This window comes from Vibrio sp. 03_296 (assembly GCF_002265885.1).
Genome location: NZ_NPKW01000142.1, coordinates 1 through 16720, shown reverse-complemented (window position 1 = coordinate 16720; position 16720 = coordinate 1). Strand labels below are relative to the sequence as shown.

The window sequence follows — 16720 nt, the reverse complement described above, 5'->3', positions numbered from 1 at the left end:
ATAAGAATTGGTCAAATTGTCTCGTTTCTGGTAAAAATAGGCGCGTTGATGGATATCTGAGAAAACTCGAACGATGACTGTAAGAAAGCAAGGTCGAAGAAGTGCCGAAGCGGCCGAGCAAACGAAGTGCATGATCCTTAAAGTGGCAGCCGATATGTTCTGCGAATTGGGTTATGAGCGCATCTCTCTGCGAAACATCAGTGAGAAGGCCGGCGTGTCACACAGTTTGATTCGCCACCACTTCGGTAGCAAAGAGAAGATTTGGCAAGCCGTCAGTGATGGAATGGACGAGTTTTTGCAACTCTACATGGCAGAACTCATCAACCAAATGCCGCAAGACATGCCATCAAACCGAAAAATTTATCTGTTTATGGTGCGCATGCTCGCCTTTGCCTTAGTCAATCCTCACCCAATCCAAATGATTGCCGATGCGATCCGCCAAGGTGACGACGCCCTACTGCAATACTTCCTCAGATCAAAAGACGAGTTCGCTGAAATCTTTACCAAGCTCTTTGCTGACTACAACGTGGAATACCCAGAAACCCCCATCGATCAATGGGAATCGAAATGGCAAATGCTGGTCTTTGCTCATGGTGCTATCACACTCGCTCCGATGATGAAAGAGACTTGGCCTGACGATGCGGAAAACCGTGATCAAATGCTGATCAATCATTGGGAGCTGTTTAATACCATCATGGCGAACCAGTTTGGTGTGGAAAAAGCACAAATGATTCACCCAGCGAAGTTGAACGATATCGTCATCGATATGTTCTGCCCAATTGAAGACCTCACTCCTTAGAGCGCTTCAGCGAAAAAATAGACGGCCAAACACGGTTCAAACTGAAATGCAGTAGGTAGTATACCAATAGCCACAACCCTACTGCGCCGCCTCCCGAGGAACTGCCGAAACTCATTGGAGCCTCTTCATTATTACCAGATGAACCTGTGTCATCGACACTGCCTGTGTCGCCATTCATATAATCCAAGCGCATCTGTTCCGTCACGGTCACTTTTGCCGTTTCATTACCTGCCAATACACTGTCTATCCAAGCGGCGTAGTCGGTAATTTCCGTAAACACCGACGTTACGGCCCAATTGGGATCACCGCAAATATTCGGGCCAAAGCTGGTCACGCCCACTTGCACCATCACCCCATTGTTATCCCAATACACTGGCCCACCGGAATCCCCCTGACACGTGCTGTTTTTCAACTGGCTACTTTGGCTAAAATTGCCATCAAAACAGATCTGCTTACTGGATAAATAATTCCCCGCGGAAAACACATTGGCACACTGGGTGTTGCTGATGTACGTGAGTGGTGTTTCTTGCAGTTGCGATTCGCTGTCAAAGCCAGAGCGCGTATTGCCATGCCCTACAGCAAAGAAAGTTTCCGAGGCATTGCGGTACACCTCATTTTGCGGACGTCTAATCACGTCATTAACCGAATCTATGTTCATCGACACTTCGAGCTTAAGAATGGCAATGTCGTTTGGAAACAGCGTTGAAGAACTGTTTGAGAAATTATCGGGATAGAAGATTTTCGCCACTCGGTGACGCTGAATGTTGCCAAAGGGATAGTCGCTTTCATCTTGAAGCTGTGGCACCACCACCAGAAACAGCGCTAATGAGCCCAACTCTTCCACACAATGAGCGGCCGTTAGCACATGGTCGACATCCAGAATGGTGGCGCCACAAGAAGCGCCAGAATAGTAACCGCCATCGTATTCAAGGGAATCGTAGAAAAGGCTGGCAAAGGAGGCGTATCGGTTCACATCAACGACCGTGCCGTTGACGATGCGGCTTTCCACTTCTCCCGCTATTGTCGCTGCGGAGAAAAGTACGGAAAGGAAAGAAAACTTCGCTAAAGATTGTACTGAAAACATAACACCGCGCCCCTATGTTAGAAGCGCGGTGCCAATTATTCGCAAAAATAAACGTCGTATTTGCTGTAACTTAGCTCAACGCTTCATTAACCACGGTAGTAGCGTTGTGGTACAAACGGCATTTTCTCTACCGTCATTGGTAGCAGTTTGCCACGAACTTCAGCAAACACTTCAGTGCCGATTTCCGTTAGGTCTGAACGTAGGTAAGCCATGGAAACTGGCTTGCCCGCATTTGGACCTGCGGTACCACTGGTTACTACACCCACTTTATTACCTTCTCCATCAAACAACTCAGCACCTTCACGGACTGGCGCTTTGGTTTGACCAACCAGACCAACACGCTTGCGAGACACATCCTTGGTTTCAATCTGCTTAAGGATGATGCCTGCACCAGGGAAACCACCTTCACGCTCACCGCCAGTGCGGCGAACTTTCTGGATGCCCCACAATAGGCTGGCTTCTACTGGCGTGGTGGTTTCATCAAGATCATGACCGTACAAACATAAACCACACTCTAGACGCAACGAATCACGTGCGCCAAGACCAATCCATTCAACTTCTTCTTCCGCCGTCAATGCACGAGCAAGCGCTTCTGCTTTGTCTGCGGGTACAGAAATTTCGTAGCCGTCTTCTCCAGTATAGCCGCTGCGAGAGATGATGCATTCTACGCCCAGCAATTCGAGTTTTTGCACATCCATAAACAGCATCTCAGCCACAGCAGGTTGGAAGCGGCTCAACACCTCAACCGCTTTTGGACCTTGAATAGCAAGCAGTGCGCGATCGTCAATGATTTCGAGTTCAACGTCGGATGGAATATGCGCTTGCAGATGGTTGATGTCTTGCTCTTTACACGCAGCATTGACGACAACAAACAGATGATCACCCAGGTTAGCCACCATAAGGTCATCCATAATGCCGCCCTGCTCGTTGGTGAAAAACGCGTAACGCTGTTTGCCTTCACCCAAATCAATGATATCCACTGGAACCAGAGACTCAAGAAACGCTGCTGCGCCCGCACCGTGCAGTCTTAGCTGCCCCATGTGAGACACATCAAACAGGCCTGCCGCTTCACGCGTGTGCAAGTGTTCTTTCTTCACACCTAACGGGTATTGAACTGGCATGTCGTAACCAGCGAAAGGCACCATTTTCGCACCCACTTCAATGTGCAATGCGTGAAGTGGTGTTTTAAGTAGTACTTGGTCTGAGTGTTCTTGAGTCATTTTCGTCTCCATTAGCTAGACCCATCACAGCGATCTATCAGCAATTAATTGTCCAGATTTCCCCTCAAAGGAAACTGCGTTTCCAATAATAAACACGTGTTGTACTAATTTGCACGCTCAACCTTTTGGGTCCTACTCAAAATGTGACTTTTAACAATTTAATCACATTAAGCAGTAATAAAAAAAGCGCCGCATTGAGGGAATTATCATCAGAGCGGCGCTATTCTAATCTTGTTTTAAACAAAAGCAAACGTTTGCTTTCACTATAGGAAATTTACATCTTTTTAAAACTATTTTGCTGTCACCCACAAAATGTGCGCATCTTCCTCGCTAACGGAGACCAACATATGCCCCATGTTCGCATCGTAATAGACGCTGTCCCCTTCGCTCAGAACCACAGGCTCATAGAACTCGGAATAGAATTGGACCGCGCCAGATAAGATCAGCAAGAACTCTTCGCCATCGTGACGAACCCAATCGCCATACTCTTCAAACGTGCGCGCATGTACCACACTTTTGAACGGCATCATCTTTTTGTTTGAGAGCTGAGTGGCTAACAATTCATGCTCGTAGGTTTGCGTTGGGTGCGGTTTTCCTTGCCCTGCCAACGTAATATCACGACGACCCGTTGCAACCTTTTTTCTTGGAGGTTCAAAGAGTTGTGGCATATCAATTTTCAAACCGTGCGCGAGTTTCTGCATTGCTTGAAAGGTGGGAGAAATCTGTTCGTTCTCAATTTTGCTTAGTGTTGAACGCGCCAAACCAGTTCGCTGACTGGCTTCTTCTAGCGTAATACCAAGGCGTGAGCGCACTTCTTTAATGCGTTGGCCAAGCTTCAATGGCTCGATATTTTGCTCTTGCGATTCTTTCGCTAATGTCAGGGACGGGTACTCGTCATACAATTCTTCCGACATAAATCCCTCATGTTTCTTATACGCTTCCTGTTTACAAAACATTGTGCATGAAGCGTAAAGTGGAGAAAAGTCCACCAAGTTAAATAAAGCGTGCTCCTGTTAACAAAATCCGAATCTCTGTTTCCTATAGGAAATTTTTGTTGATTGTTCACTGAACAACGGGTATGTTACCGACTTGTTAGATGAAGAGATGCTTTTTCCGCTTGATATAGACAATGGAATTGATGCTATTCAGCGGCCTTTTGAACCCATTTGGGACGGAATTCACTCTGTTTGGTGTGTGACAACAAATCACAAAAACAGCGCCAAACGGTTGTTATAAAGGACGGTCGGATCGTAAAGCAAAGACGCCGATTCGACGGATGATTGAAAGGTTATCTACCATGAATAGTCATTACCAAAATCACAGCTTGGAAAACTTTTTCTCGACTAACTTGTCTGCAACGGATGATGCCGTTTTTGCTGGTATTCAAGCCGAATTTACTCGTCAAAATGAACAAATCGAATTGATCGCTTCTGAGAACATCGTGTCTAAAGCGGTCATGCAAGCGCAAGGCACCTGCCTCACCAATAAATACGCGGAAGGTTACCCAGGTCGCCGTTACTACGGTGGTTGTGAACACGTTGATACTGTGGAAGCCATCGCTATCGAACGCGCAAAAAAACTTTTTGGTTGCGAATACGCAAACGTTCAACCGCACTCTGGCGCTCAAGCAAATGGCGCGGTGAAACTGGCGCTATTGCAACCTGGCGACACCATTATGGGTATGTCGCTCGATGCAGGCGGCCACTTAACTCATGGTGCGCGCCCTGCTCTTTCAGGCAAATGGTTTAACGCGGTTCAATACGGCGTTGATAAAGAAACGCTCGAAATCAACTACGATGATGTTCGTGCGCTAGCCGTAGAACACAAACCAAAAATGATTATTGCTGGTGGCAGCGCGATCCCTCGCGTGATTGATTTTGCCAAGTTCCGCGAAATTGCTGACGAAGTTGGCGCGATTTTAATGGTTGATATGGCGCACATCGCCGGTTTGATCGCCACAGGCGCACACCCTAGCCCACTGCCTCATGCACACGTGGTAACCACCACCACACACAAAACGCTACGCGGCCCACGCGGCGGCATGATCCTCACCAATCACGAAGAAATCATTAAGAAAATCAACTCTGCAGTTTTCCCTGGTCTACAGGGCGGCCCGCTGATGCACGTGATTGCGGCGAAAGCGGTCGCGTTTGGCGAAGCACTCGGCCCTGAGTTCAAAACTTATATCGATTCGGTGATCAATAACGCAAAAGTTCTCGCTGAAGTGTTGCAAACTCGCGGTTGTGACATTGTGACTGGCGGAACGGACACGCACCTAATGCTGGTTGATCTTCGTCCTAAGGGATTGAAAGGTAACAAAGCAGAAGAAGCACTAGAGCGTGCGGGGATCACATGTAACAAAAATGGCATCCCATTCGACACAGAAAAACCTATGATTACATCGGGTGTTCGTTTGGGCACGCCAGCGGGTACAAGCCGAGGCTTTGGCGCAGAAGAATTCAAATTAATAGGTCACTGGATTGGTGATGTTCTCGACGGGTTAGTTGAAAACCCAGAGGGCAACGCAGAAGTAGAACAACGCGTGCGTAAAGAAGTGAAAGCACTCTGTTCACGCTTCCCACTTTACCAGTAACCACAAATTTAAATCCTAATACGATATTTTGGAGATTATGCAATGGACAAAACACTGAAGTTTACAGAAAGCCACGAGTGGGTTCGCGACAACGGAGACGGCACTGTAACTATCGGTATCTCTGAGCACGCTCAAGAAATGCTGGGTGATGTGGTATTCGTCGAGCTACCTGAGCTTGAAGCGGAAATCGAAGCAGGTGAAAGCTTTTCACTGGTTGAATCCGTAAAAGCGGCGTCAGACATCTACGCACCAGTGACCGGTGAAGTCGTTGAAGTGAATGAAGAGCTTTCTGATAGCCCAGAGCTAATCAACGAGGAACCGTACGAAGGCGGTTGGATTGTTAAGGTGAAACTGTCTGATCCTTCAGAGCTTGATAATCTGAAAGATGCAGAAGAGTACCTAAACTCAATCGAAGAAGATTAATAAAGGAATTTTGATATAAAGCTGCCTCCTCCCGTGGGCAGCTTTTTTTCAAGGCTGTGTTTTAGCGCTCGCGCTTTCGCAGCTCTCTTGAAGGTAAAGGACCATGACTGAATTACTTCAAAGCCTCAACACACAACACGAGTTCGTTGGTCGCCACAACGGACCAAATCACGCCGATCAACAAAAAATGCTTTCTACCATTAACGCAGAAAGCCTAGATGCCTTGATCGCGCAAACCGTTCCAGCACAAATTCGCCTAGAAAAGCCAATGCAACTGGCCGAAGCGCAAAGCGAAGCAGACATGCTGGCATCAATCAAAAAGTTCGCTGACTTAAACCAAGTTAAGCGCACTTTCATTGGCCAAGGTTACTACAACACCTTCACGCCAAACGTTATTTTGCGTAACGTACTGGAAAACCCAGGCTGGTACACGGCTTACACGCCATACCAACCAGAAATTTCTCAAGGTCGATTGGAATCATTGTTGAACTATCAACAAATGGTGATGGACCTAACGGGCATGGACATCGCCAACGCCTCTCTACTCGATGAAGCCACCGCCGCCGCAGAAGCAATGACGCTTTGCCAGCGCGCAGGTAAGAGCAAGAGCAAAGTCTTCTTCGTCGCAGACGATGTTCACCCGCAAACCATTGAAGTGATCAAAACTCGCGCGAAATACTTCGGCTTTGACGTAGTGATCGGCAATGTTGATGCACTACCACAAACAGAAGCCTTCGGCGCCCTACTTCAATACCCAAGTACAACAGGTGAAGTACGCGATCTCACCGATGTCATCGCACAAGCACAAGCCAACAAGACACTGGTTTCAGTCGCAACCGATCTCCTTGCTTCAGCACTTGTGAAGCCAGCCGGTGAAATGGGTGCAGATGTTGTCATTGGCTCAGCACAGCGCTTTGGCGTACCGATGGGTTACGGTGGCCCACACGCAGCCTTCATGGCAACGCGCGAACAGCACAAACGCACCATGCCAGGCCGTGTGATCGGTGTTTCTATCGACGCCAAAGGCAACCAAGCACTGCGCATGGCAATGCAAACACGTGAGCAGCATATCCGCCGCGAAAAAGCGACCTCTAACATCTGTACGGCGCAAGCCCTGCTTGCCAACATGGCATCGTTCTTTGCCGTGTACCACGGTGAAGAAGGCATCCGCACCATCGCGCGCCGCACTCACCACATGACGGCCATTCTTGCTGCTGGCCTAACCAAATCCGGTTACGAGCTAGCGCATAACGCGTTCTTCGACACCATCACCATTAACACCGGTGACAACACTCAAGCGCTTTACGCTAAAGCACAAGCGGCAGACATCAACCTACGTCTGCTTGACGGCCAAATTGGCATCAGCTTTGACGAAACCACCACAGTGGCAGACATCGACGCCCTATTCGCGATTTTCGATGTGAAAGAGAGCGTAAACGCACTTTCAACCGACATCGCAGGCAACGAGTTTGCGGCGATTCCAGAAGCGTGTCGTCGTACTAGCCGTTTCCTAACTCACCCTGTGTTCAACACTCACCACAGTGAAACACAGATGATGCGTTACCTAAAACAGCTAGAAAACAAAGATTTCTCGCTCACTCACGGCATGATCCCACTGGGCAGCTGTACCATGAAGCTCAACGCAGCGGCAGAGATGATCCCGGTGACTTGGCCTGAGTTTGGTGCGCTTCACCCATTCGCGCCTATCGAGCAAGCCGCAGGTTACACTGCACTGGCTGAAGATCTCAAAGCGAAGCTGTGTGAAATCACTGGCTACGATGCGTTCTCACTACAACCAAACTCCGGTGCTTCTGGCGAATATGCAGGCCTTATCGCGATTCAGCGTTACCACGAGAGCCGTGGCGAAGGTCACCGTAACGTGTGTTTGATCCCAAGCTCCGCGCACGGCACCAACCCAGCAACCGCTGCGATGGTTTCGATGAAAGTGGTGGTGGTGAAATGTGATGAAAACGGCAACATCGACCTTGTCGACCTTGCTGCAAAAATCAAAAAACACCAAGAAAACCTATCAAGCATCATGATCACTTACCCTTCAACGCACGGCGTTTACGAAGAGCAAGTGAAAGAAGTGTGTGAAATGGTTCACGCGGCTGGCGGTCAGGTTTACCTTGATGGCGCAAACATGAACGCGCAGGTTGGCCTAACGTCTCCGGGCTTTATCGGTTCAGACGTTTCGCACCTCAACCTACACAAAACCTTCTGTATCCCACACGGTGGTGGCGGTCCGGGTATGGGCCCTATCGGTGTGAAATCGCACCTAGCGCCTTTCCTACCTGGTCACATCGAAAACGGTGTGGAAGGGAAAGAGTTCGCGGTTTCAGCAGCGGATCTCGGCAGTGCATCAATTCTGCCAATCTCTTGGGCTTACATTGCAATGATGGGCGCAGATGGCCTAACAGAAGCAACCAAAGTGGCGATTTTGAACGCGAACTACGTGATGGAGCGTCTACGCCCGCACTACCCTGTTCTTTACCGTGGCACCAATGGCCGCGTGGCGCACGAATGTATTATCGATATTCGTCCGCTGAAAGAAGAAACAGGCATCAGCGAAGAAGACATTGCAAAACGTTTGATGGACTACGGTTTCCACGCACCAACCATGTCGTTCCCTGTGGCAGGCACACTGATGGTAGAGCCAACGGAATCGGAAGATCTGGAAGAGCTAGACCGTTTCTGTGACGCGATGATCGCCATCCGTGAAGAGATGTCTAAAGTGAAGAACGGTGAATGGCCACTGGAGAACAACCCTCTGGTTAACGCGCCACACACACAAGTAGACTTGATGGAAGAGCAATGGGATCGTCCATACCCACGTGAAATCGCGTGCTTCCCATCGGCTGCAACTAAACGTTCTAAATACTGGCCAACCGTGAACCGTGTAGACAACGTCTACGGTGACCGTAACCTAGTCTGCTCATGCCCAGGCATTGAGAACTATGAAGAGTAATTTTAGTCGTTACTGAAAATCACAAAGGCGAACCGATGGGTTCGCCTTTCTGTTTGGGGTGTTTGTTGAATGAGGTTGTTAGATTGTTTTTGGACAGAAGTAAGTTATATAGGTCGGTAAATTAGCGTTTAACGGACTATCTGAGGTATAGCAGAGCCTCTAATCGGCAGGCTGAAATCAATAATCCACTGCATACCAAGTAACTGGCAGTTACGTTGCAGTTGTAATTACGGGGCGGCCATCAATCTATATCTCTAGTGAAATCTGAGAGTTATGATAAAGGTTGAGCCAACACCGACCTCTGATTTTAGGCGAATCGTTCCTCCGATGTTATCAACGATAGCTGCTGCGAACGATAGGCCAAGTCCATAGCCGCTAATGTTGCTACGGCTGCTGTCAACTCGATACAAACGCTCAAACACCAGGTCATGATATTTAGGCTCAATACCGATACCTGTATCGGTCACTTGGATTACCGCTTCCCCATTCGTACTTTGCTCAGCTTGGATGGTTACCTTTCCTTTTGGGTTGGTGTACTTAATAGCATTGTCGACTAAGTTGACCAACACTTGGATTAGTTTATCTGGATCAGACACTATGTTGAGCTCATCACTCACTATAGCCTCTAGTGCAATTCCTTTTTCTTCGGCCACATCTTCATACCAGCTAACGACATTATGAATCACTTCTGACAGGTTTGTAGGTGCATAGTTAGGCAGTTGCTTTCCAAGAATTTCATCATTGAGCTTCATCAGCGTAGTCAGCATATTGCTTGCGAGCACTGCTTGTTCGGCGCAGTCAGAAAGCGCATCGCGCATTGCTTGTGGGTCGGCATCGTTCATTAATGCTGAGTGGGAAGAGAGTGTGATACGTGATAAAGGCGTGCGAACATCATGAGCAATGGCATCAACGGTCGTGTTTAACGTTGTCGTGACGTGCTGCAATCTTGCAACAGTGTTGTGCACGCTCATATTGATAACATCCAATCCTTGAGGAGACTTTTCGGGAAGTTCAGAGATCTCCAGCTTGCCATGTTTAAGTTTGTCTAAGAGTGAACCGAGTGTCACCAAGGGCGACATCGCATCACTAATGACTTTACGTGTGAATAGAGTCGTAACAATAATGAGGGCAATCAGTGCGGCAAAGGTAATAGCGGATTGGTTAACGGCGATAAAGTAGCGAGACTGGTTATCTAACACTAGCCAGAAAGAGTAATCCTCTCCGGATATTTCGCGTGTCATGTAAGGGTTTAAAAAGAACGACTCTAGCCAAGACTTATCATCAATCACGTAGCTAGAAAACGGTAGCTGTGTTGAGATACCTGTTTGGCCAGCGACAAATTCAAGGCTTTCAGGTTGAGCATTTTTAACCATGTAGGCAGCGATGTTGTTACTAAGTAAACGTTGTGGGTTAGCTTCTAGTACATGGTGTAAACGTTGTGCCGAATCGTAGGTTAAAATTCTCTGATATTCAGTCGCCATTGAATTGAGGATCTTGTTTTCAACACGATACAAGTCGAGAAAGAACAGCGCGCTGACAGCGATTTCAACCACCATAAAGCAGAGCAGCAGTATCGCCATAAAGCGCATCAAAAGGTTGCTTTGCGCTCTATTTAACGCTTGCTTTACATTATGACTTGAGGACATAACCCACTCCTCTTAAAGTGTGGATAAGAGGGTTCGCAAAGCCCTTGTCTACCTTACTTCTTAGTCGACATACCAGAACATCAACGACGTTGGTTTGAGGATCAAACTGATGGCCCCAAACATGCTCCAGTATGGCGGTTTTGGATATGACGGTTTCTTTATTCTCAAGCAGAAGTTTCATCAGCATGAACTCACGTTGATTAATGGCAATCGGCTTACCATCCCGCTCTAAAGTGTGCTTGAGTAGGTCGAGCGTCAAAGAGCCGTAACTGAGCGCTAATAATTGTGTTGCTGCTGGTTTGCCACGACGAGTCAAGTTATGGCAGCGCGCGAGGAGCTCAGAAAAGGCGAAGGGCTTAACCAGATAGTCGTCAGCCCCAGATTGCAACCCTTTCACTCGCTCTTCAACGGAGTGTTTGGCGCTCAGAATGATAACGGGCACTGTATGGCCTTGTCCTCTGAGTTCGGTCAATACTTCAAATCCATCTTTGAGCGGCAGCATAATATCGAGAATGACCACATCGAAGTCTGCTGTTTGTGCCTCATGCAGCCCATCAATACCATTGGCTGCATGCGTTACAGTCATCGCTTCTTGCTGGAATCCATTCACCAAAAACTTAGCAATATGCATATCATCTTCGATCAAAAGTAGTTTCATCTATTTTCTATCACTCTATTTGTGCTGCGTTCGGAACATACTCTATCAATATCCTTACCTGAATATAACCAACATTACGGCTTTGTAATGTTTGGGAAAGCCTTGTGTAATTGAGTGTTCGTTAAGATGGTCTCCATCAACTACATGATGTCTTAACGGAGTAAAACATGAAAACAATCAAAATCGCATCAATCACCGCAATGCTAGGTTTCGCTACTTTATCATTCAACGCTTCAGCTGCGGATAACAAGACTGTTTCAGTGACACAAATTTCGTCTCAGTTTGCTTTTGAGTTAGTACAAGAGGCTGTCAATCAATGCAGCGCAGAGGGCTACAAAGTGTCTGCAACTGTTGTTGACTTATCGGGCAACGTTGTAGCTCAGCTACGTGCCGATGGAGCGGGTATCCATACTCTAGACAGCTCACGTAAAAAAGCATTTACCGTGACAAGTATGAAACAACCATCAGGCAACTTAATGAAGACAATCGCTGAGAAACCAATCCTACAGCCTTTGCAGTACATGGATGAAAACCTACTGTTCTTGGCTGGCGGTGTACCTGTAGAGTTAAACAAAGTGATAATTGGTGCCGTGGGCGTTGGTGGCGCGCCGGGTGGTCATCTGGATGTAGCCTGTGCGGAAGCTGCATTGAAAAAACTTCTGTAATCTACGCATAACTAAATTCTATACGAGCACTTCATAGCTACTGGTGGAGTGTTCGTTTTTAATTTCAGGCTAGCTCTATTCCCCTACTACTTAGCTTTCGTTATGCAATTACTAGATTAGAGTATGTTTGGTTCTATCGTGCTCAACACGTTTTGGGGCAAAACCAAGTTACCCCGTCAGACTCATTTCCCCACAGAACAGCCTTCCCTAGCCTCTCTCCTCAAACTCGCTTACTATGCCAAGTACCCAATAGCTTTGTGAGTCATTCATGAGCAGCAAAAACAATAAAAACCTCGGTATTCTTCTTAAACTCAGTACCTTTGTTTCACCTTATAGATGGCGGGTTGCTGCCGCTTTGGTGGCGCTTGTGGCCACGGCGAGCCTTACCCTTTCTGTTGGGTATGGGGTGCGTATGCTTATCGACCACGGGTTTGCCCAACAATCGTTGCATGAGCTCACCAATGCGATTCAATTTATTGTTGGCGTGACGCTGTGCATAGCGATTGGCACCTTCTTTCGCTTTTATTTGGTTTCATCGGTTGGGGAGCGTGTCAGCGCCGACATTCGCCTTGCGGTGTTTAACCATGTGATAACCTTGCACCCGAGCTACTTCGAGACCAACAGCAGCGGCGATATTATGTCGCGCCTCACCACGGACACCACTTTGCTGCAAAGCATCATTGGCTCATCGTTTTCCATGGCGATGCGCAGCGCACTGATGTGCGTCGGGGCGATAATCATGTTGTTTGCCACCAACTTTAAGCTCACGCTGATCGTGCTCGCTTCCGTACCATTTGTGTTGGTTCCTATTTTGGTTTATGGCCGACGCGTGCGTGCCCTCTCTCGCCAAAGCCAAGATTCAATGGCTGATGTGGGCAGCTACGCCGGAGAAGCGATAGAACACATTAAAACCGTGCAAAGCTTTAGTTCCGAGCAACATGAAAAAGCCGCCTTCGCGGTTGAAGTCGAGAAGGCGTACGAAATCGGCAGACAGCGTGTAAAACAGCGGGCGATTTTAATCTCTGGCGTGATTGTGATTGTCTTTAGCGCCATTGCAGGCATGCTTTGGGTTGGTGGCAGTGATGTGATCCACGGAAAGATGTCGGCTGGCGATCTCGGCGCTTTTGTCTTTTATGCCATTATGGTCGCCTCTTCCACCGCCACCATTTCTGAAGTGCTGGGCGAGCTGCAAAGAGCCGCAGGCGCAACCGAAAGATTGATTGAAATTCTGCAAGTGGAAAGCGACATTCGTGCACCTAGCCATCATCTATCTATCCCCGCAGACATCCCTGCCGAAGTGAGCTTTGATTCGGTGAACTTCAACTACCCTTCTCGCCCCAATCAGCCTGCGATCAAAGGCTTAAATCTCAACGCGGAACAAGGCAAAGTGCTGGCCTTAGTCGGCCCATCGGGCGCAGGAAAAACCACGTTATTTGAACTAATGCAACGCTTTTACGACCCGCAACAAGGGCAAGTGCTGTTGGGTGGTATCGATATTCGCCAGTTTGACCCTAACGAGCTGCGCCAGCAAATGGCACTCGTGCCGCAGCAACCTGCATTATTTAGCCACGATGTGTTCCATAACATTCGCTACGGCAACCCCGACGCGACTGACGAACAAGTGATTGAGGCGGCGAAAAAAGCGCACGCGCATGAATTTATCGAAAAGCTGCCAGAAGGTTATCACAGCTTTTTGGGTGAACGCGGTGTCAGGCTCTCTGGCGGGCAAAAGCAGCGCATTGCAATTGCGCGCGCGATTTTAAAAGATCCCAAAATTCTCTTGTTGGATGAAGCCACCAGCGCACTGGATAGCGAAAGCGAACACCATGTTCAGCAAGCACTTGAAGCGTTAATGAAAGGCCGCACCACATTGATCATCGCGCATCGCCTTTCCACCATTCAACACGCCGATAAAATCGCCGTGCTAGACAATGGCGAGTTGGTCGATATCGGCAATCATCACGCCTTGATGCAAAGCTGTGAGCTTTATCAGCGCTTGGTTGCCTTGCAGTTTAAGCATCTGAATTAAAACATTGGTATTAAAACACATTGTTTAGCCCGCGGTAGCTCGTGGGCTTTTTGTTTTATTGGCAAGGCATAATGGCTTGGCTAAGACGATTATAGAGCGCGAATGCGTCACTTCTTGAAGTCAGATTCCCCAGCGCGAATTGATAGGCCAGCTCAAGATCGTCCCTTTGATTTGGATAATATTCTTTCGCCACTCGTGTGCACTGCGATAAGTCGGTGTACCAGCTGGCATCTTTCTCTGCCACGAAGTAATACGCGGCTCGCACCAATTTCTTACCGAGCACTTTTGCGATGTTTTCATCGCTCATATCCGCAAAACTCGGGGCCATTTTCTCTAAAAAGCTCGGTAAATCGCCATTCAATGCGAGAGCAATCTCGAGGCTGGGTTTGTAGGGTTGAAACTGAACCGACAAATCGTTCCCCCAAATACAGCAACAGCAATGCTTTAACCAAAATTGCCAGTGATACCTTTCTTGTGGCGTGAGGATGTCATTTAGGTATCCAGGATCGATATCGAGTTTGCTCACTTGCGGATACGCTTTGGCAATGGCCGCCGAAATCGTTTGGAAGATCGCGCGCTGGGTCTGGCTGATGGGCGTTTTTAGCACGATGGAGATATCGAGATCGGAGTGTCCCGCCACGGCATTCCCTCTCGCGACACTGCCATAAAGATAGATGCCATCAATGTGATCAGGAAGCTGAGACAACAATTCTGCCACCACCGCATCGACAACCACTTGAAACTCTGGCTGGATGTGCGTTGGCGAATAGGCATTGAGAATAAAGCCCTGTTTATCGAGCCCTCTATCTTGCTCCTGCATGTGATTTTCCTTGTTTCGTTGTGAGAGGTATTAAGTGTCAATCTGAAGCGATATCGCTGATCCTAATTATGCTGCACTTTTGTCGCCCATGACCACCGAACGGAAGCGGCGAAACGTGACCAACAAACGATCGAACCCATTTTCAACGTTGCCACATTGCTTTGCATTGATAATTCCTCGGTACCGTTAACATTTCGCTCCTAACTTCGCTCGTCATCCTCGCGAATGCGGGGAACCATCGTACAACAAGTGCCACAGGTCTGTATTACCGCTGCGTTGACATCTTGCTGTCGATTTGCGCTATTGCGGGAGGTGCACTTGCAAACGCAGCATACAGTGGGCGCCGATGAATGGATTCCCGCGTGCGCGAGAATGACGACAGGCGATGTGGCTCGGTATTTCAGTGCATTTTCGTTGCTGCTGTCAGTTTGCGATTACTCAAATGGTATCGAGTTCCCTTCTGTTTACCCACCCGTTATCGACATTTCGATATCGCTCTTTAGGCGTTTCTAACGGTAATATCACCACCGGAAATGGTGCATAAAATAAGGCCCGCTTCTTTTGAATCGGCTTCTGTCAGGCGCTTGCCTTGGGCATTCCAGATAGAGCTTTTACCACAAGTTATCCAGCCGCCTGTCTGTGAAATGTGGTTACTCAGTAAAACTGGAAAAGCGTGCTCTAAAGCAATGTCAGAGAGGATTTTGGCATCCGTCTCATAGCCATTTTCAGAAATCAGCGCACTGATGAGATAAAGGTCAGCACCGAGCGTTTTGGTTCTTTGGGCGTGTTCTGCATGAGTAAAGTCCGCGCAAATTGCCAATGCGATTTGCTGCTCTTTGACGTTAAAAACGTAATCCGACGAGCCTGACGAGCAAAACTGCGCCTCACCTTCGTGCAAATATTGCTTGTCGTAAAATGCCACCCTGCCATCTGGAAAGCAGATCACCGCGCTGATTGTCGGCTTTTCAGCGTCATCATGGCGTAACGGGCAACCAGCAATCACGAGGATGTGGTGTTCAACACTGGCTTGCGACAACGACTGAATGCTTTCCGCCTCAGGCAACAGCGCCAACTCGTTGGCTAGATCGAGCTCATAACCAGTCAGGGAAAGTTCTGGAAACACCACCACATCGGCCTCGTGCTCTGCAGAGCGCTTAATCATATGAAGGTGCTGTGCAAGGTTGCTTGAGAGATCCCCTCTTACCACTGGAATTTGCGCCAAACTTATCGTGATCGCGGCGTTCATGTTTTCTCCCTTTTTCACGCCCAAAACAAGCTTGCCATGGTGCCGACTTTTCGTTCGCAACACAATTTCAAATCAATGCGTTCATTCACAAATAACAGACTGATTCACTCAAACTCAAGCCCGTAAAACAAAAGGCGAACCCAATGGCTCGCCTTTTGTTTTATACCCAATTATACCCAAACAACTTGGAGTTGCAGGTAGGCGGCAAGTGAGTGAATCCCCATGAGCATAGATACGCTATGTGATTGGGGTGAACGAATGCAGCCAACACCGCTGCAGCTTCAAGTAGGAAGGGTATAACACCGAATCGTTATTACGCTTCTGGGTTCTCTTTAGCGTTGATTTCCGCATACGTGTGCAGCAGATCGGTCAGTGTTTTCACCCAAGCAAACACATCGTTGGGGGTGTTTTCGAGCAGTTTTTCCACTTGTTCGCAGTGCGCTTCAAGCGTGATCGCTTCTTCCAAACGAAATGAGATGGCGTAGAAATGCCAAAGTACAAGGCGAGTCATACGCTCACTATTTTGTTTGGCGTTTCGATCATCAACGCTTGCTGAATTTCACTCAGTG

General features: G+C 48.1%; 14 protein-coding genes and 1 pseudogene. 7 read left to right on the top strand and 8 right to left on the bottom strand.

Annotated features, from left to right (window positions below; translation table 11 throughout):
• The first annotated feature begins 73 nt into the window (after positions 1-73).
• Entirely contained in the window at positions 74-799 is a 726-nt protein-coding gene (locus tag CIK04_RS18415; RefSeq protein ID WP_097352632.1) for a TetR/AcrR family transcriptional regulator, read from the top strand.
• Here the strand turns inward: CIK04_RS18415 and CIK04_RS18410 are convergent.
• The 3 genes from CIK04_RS18410 to CIK04_RS18400 form a co-directional block, all read right to left on the bottom strand.
• On the bottom strand, positions 789-1883 hold the full coding sequence (locus CIK04_RS18410; RefSeq protein ID WP_097352631.1) for a trypsin-like serine protease: 1095 nt from the start codon (positions 1881-1883) through the stop codon (positions 789-791). The two genes, CIK04_RS18415 and CIK04_RS18410, sit on opposite strands and share 11 nt — an antisense overlap.
• A gap of 86 nt (positions 1884-1969) precedes the next feature.
• Entirely contained in the window at positions 1970-3103 is a 1134-nt protein-coding gene (gene gcvT, locus CIK04_RS18405; RefSeq protein WP_045609920.1) for a glycine cleavage system aminomethyltransferase GcvT, read from the bottom strand.
• 290 nt (positions 3104-3393) lie between these two features.
• Entirely contained in the window at positions 3394-4017 is a 624-nt protein-coding gene (locus CIK04_RS18400) for a helix-turn-helix domain-containing protein (RefSeq protein ID WP_011081169.1), read from the bottom strand.
• A 383-nt stretch (positions 4018-4400) separates the two neighbouring features.
• On the opposite strand from CIK04_RS18400, the gene CIK04_RS18395 reads away from it, so the two are divergent.
• From CIK04_RS18395 to gcvP, 3 genes are all read left to right on the top strand, one after another.
• The gene (locus CIK04_RS18395) at positions 4401-5696 is read left to right on the top strand and encodes a serine hydroxymethyltransferase (protein WP_038964112.1); all 1296 of its coding nucleotides are present in this window, start codon (positions 4401-4403) and stop codon (positions 5694-5696) included.
• A gap of 42 nt (positions 5697-5738) precedes the next feature.
• Positions 5739-6119, top strand: a complete 381-nt coding sequence (gene gcvH, locus CIK04_RS18390; RefSeq protein ID WP_011081167.1) for a glycine cleavage system protein GcvH — start codon at positions 5739-5741, stop codon at positions 6117-6119.
• A 103-nt stretch (positions 6120-6222) separates the two neighbouring features.
• Entirely contained in the window at positions 6223-9087 is a 2865-nt protein-coding gene (gene gcvP / locus CIK04_RS18385) for an aminomethyl-transferring glycine dehydrogenase (RefSeq protein ID WP_097352630.1), read from the top strand.
• 254 nt (positions 9088-9341) lie between these two features.
• Here the strand turns inward: gcvP and CIK04_RS18380 are convergent, their stop codons facing one another.
• Together CIK04_RS18380 and CIK04_RS18375 are read right to left on the bottom strand one after the other, a co-directional pair.
• The gene (locus CIK04_RS18380; RefSeq protein WP_097352629.1) at positions 9342-10733 is read right to left on the bottom strand and encodes a cell wall metabolism sensor histidine kinase WalK; all 1392 of its coding nucleotides are present in this window, start codon (positions 10731-10733) and stop codon (positions 9342-9344) included.
• The gene (locus CIK04_RS18375; RefSeq protein ID WP_097352628.1) at positions 10717-11391 is read right to left on the bottom strand and encodes a response regulator transcription factor; all 675 of its coding nucleotides are present in this window, start codon (positions 11389-11391) and stop codon (positions 10717-10719) included. Before CIK04_RS18375 ends, CIK04_RS18380 begins: the two co-directional genes overlap by 17 nt.
• A gap of 167 nt (positions 11392-11558) precedes the next feature.
• Here CIK04_RS18375 and CIK04_RS18370 point away from each other — a divergent pair, with 167 nt between their 5' ends.
• Positions 11559-12056: a heme-binding protein gene (locus tag CIK04_RS18370; RefSeq protein WP_097352627.1), complete on the top strand. Its 498-nt coding sequence runs from the start codon at positions 11559-11561 to the stop codon at positions 12054-12056.
• Between the two features lie 268 nt (positions 12057-12324).
• Positions 12325-14085, top strand: coding sequence for an ABC transporter ATP-binding protein/permease (locus CIK04_RS18365; RefSeq protein WP_097352626.1), 1761 nt, complete (start codon positions 12325-12327; stop codon positions 14083-14085).
• 55 nt (positions 14086-14140) lie between these two features.
• Here the strand turns inward: CIK04_RS18365 and CIK04_RS18360 are convergent, their stop codons facing one another.
• Positions 14141-14905: a nucleotidyltransferase domain-containing protein gene (locus tag CIK04_RS18360; RefSeq protein ID WP_097352625.1), complete on the bottom strand. Its 765-nt coding sequence runs from the start codon at positions 14903-14905 to the stop codon at positions 14141-14143.
• 318 nt (positions 14906-15223) lie between these two features.
• Between CIK04_RS18360 and CIK04_RS18355 the strand changes: the two genes are divergently transcribed.
• Positions 15224-15418, top strand: coding sequence for a hypothetical protein (locus CIK04_RS18355; RefSeq protein WP_128824639.1), 195 nt, complete (start codon positions 15224-15226; stop codon positions 15416-15418).
• Here CIK04_RS18355 and CIK04_RS18350 read toward each other — a convergent pair.
• Together CIK04_RS18350 and CIK04_RS18345 are read right to left on the bottom strand one after the other, a co-directional pair.
• Positions 15405-16151, bottom strand: a complete 747-nt coding sequence (locus CIK04_RS18350; protein ID WP_097352624.1) for a carbon-nitrogen hydrolase family protein — start codon at positions 16149-16151, stop codon at positions 15405-15407. The two genes, CIK04_RS18355 and CIK04_RS18350, sit on opposite strands and share 14 nt — an antisense overlap.
• A 313-nt stretch (positions 16152-16464) precedes the next feature.
• A pseudogene (locus CIK04_RS18345) lies at positions 16465-16686 on the bottom strand (exoribonuclease R); the annotation flags it as partial.
• Between the last annotated feature and the right edge of the window lie 34 nt (positions 16687-16720).

Bases quoted from the DNA above. Each gene is read 5' to 3' on its own strand.
- CIK04_RS18350 (WP_097352624.1), bottom strand. From the start codon at position 16,151: ATGAACGCCGCGATCACGATAAGTTTGGCGCAAATTCCAGTGGTAAGA.
- CIK04_RS18360 (WP_097352625.1), bottom strand. From the start codon at position 14,905: ATGCAGGAGCAAGATAGAGGGCTCGATAAACAGGGCTTTATTCTCAAT.
- CIK04_RS18375 (WP_097352628.1), bottom strand. From the start codon at position 11,391: ATGAAACTACTTTTGATCGAAGATGATATGCATATTGCTAAGTTTTTG.
- CIK04_RS18415 (WP_097352632.1), top strand. From the start codon at position 74: ATGACTGTAAGAAAGCAAGGTCGAAGAAGTGCCGAAGCGGCCGAGCAA.
- CIK04_RS18395 (WP_038964112.1), top strand. From the start codon at position 4,401: ATGAATAGTCATTACCAAAATCACAGCTTGGAAAACTTTTTCTCGACT.
- gcvH (WP_011081167.1), top strand. From the start codon at position 5,739: ATGGACAAAACACTGAAGTTTACAGAAAGCCACGAGTGGGTTCGCGAC.
- CIK04_RS18400 (WP_011081169.1), bottom strand. From the start codon at position 4,017: ATGTCGGAAGAATTGTATGACGAGTACCCGTCCCTGACATTAGCGAAA.
- CIK04_RS18370 (WP_097352627.1), top strand. From the start codon at position 11,559: ATGAAAACAATCAAAATCGCATCAATCACCGCAATGCTAGGTTTCGCT.
- CIK04_RS18410 (WP_097352631.1), bottom strand. From the start codon at position 1,883: ATGTTTTCAGTACAATCTTTAGCGAAGTTTTCTTTCCTTTCCGTACTT.
- gcvP (WP_097352630.1), top strand. From the start codon at position 6,223: ATGACTGAATTACTTCAAAGCCTCAACACACAACACGAGTTCGTTGGT.
- CIK04_RS18380 (WP_097352629.1), bottom strand. From the start codon at position 10,733: ATGTCCTCAAGTCATAATGTAAAGCAAGCGTTAAATAGAGCGCAAAGC.
- gcvT (WP_045609920.1), bottom strand. From the start codon at position 3,103: ATGACTCAAGAACACTCAGACCAAGTACTACTTAAAACACCACTTCAC.
- CIK04_RS18365 (WP_097352626.1), top strand. From the start codon at position 12,325: ATGAGCAGCAAAAACAATAAAAACCTCGGTATTCTTCTTAAACTCAGT.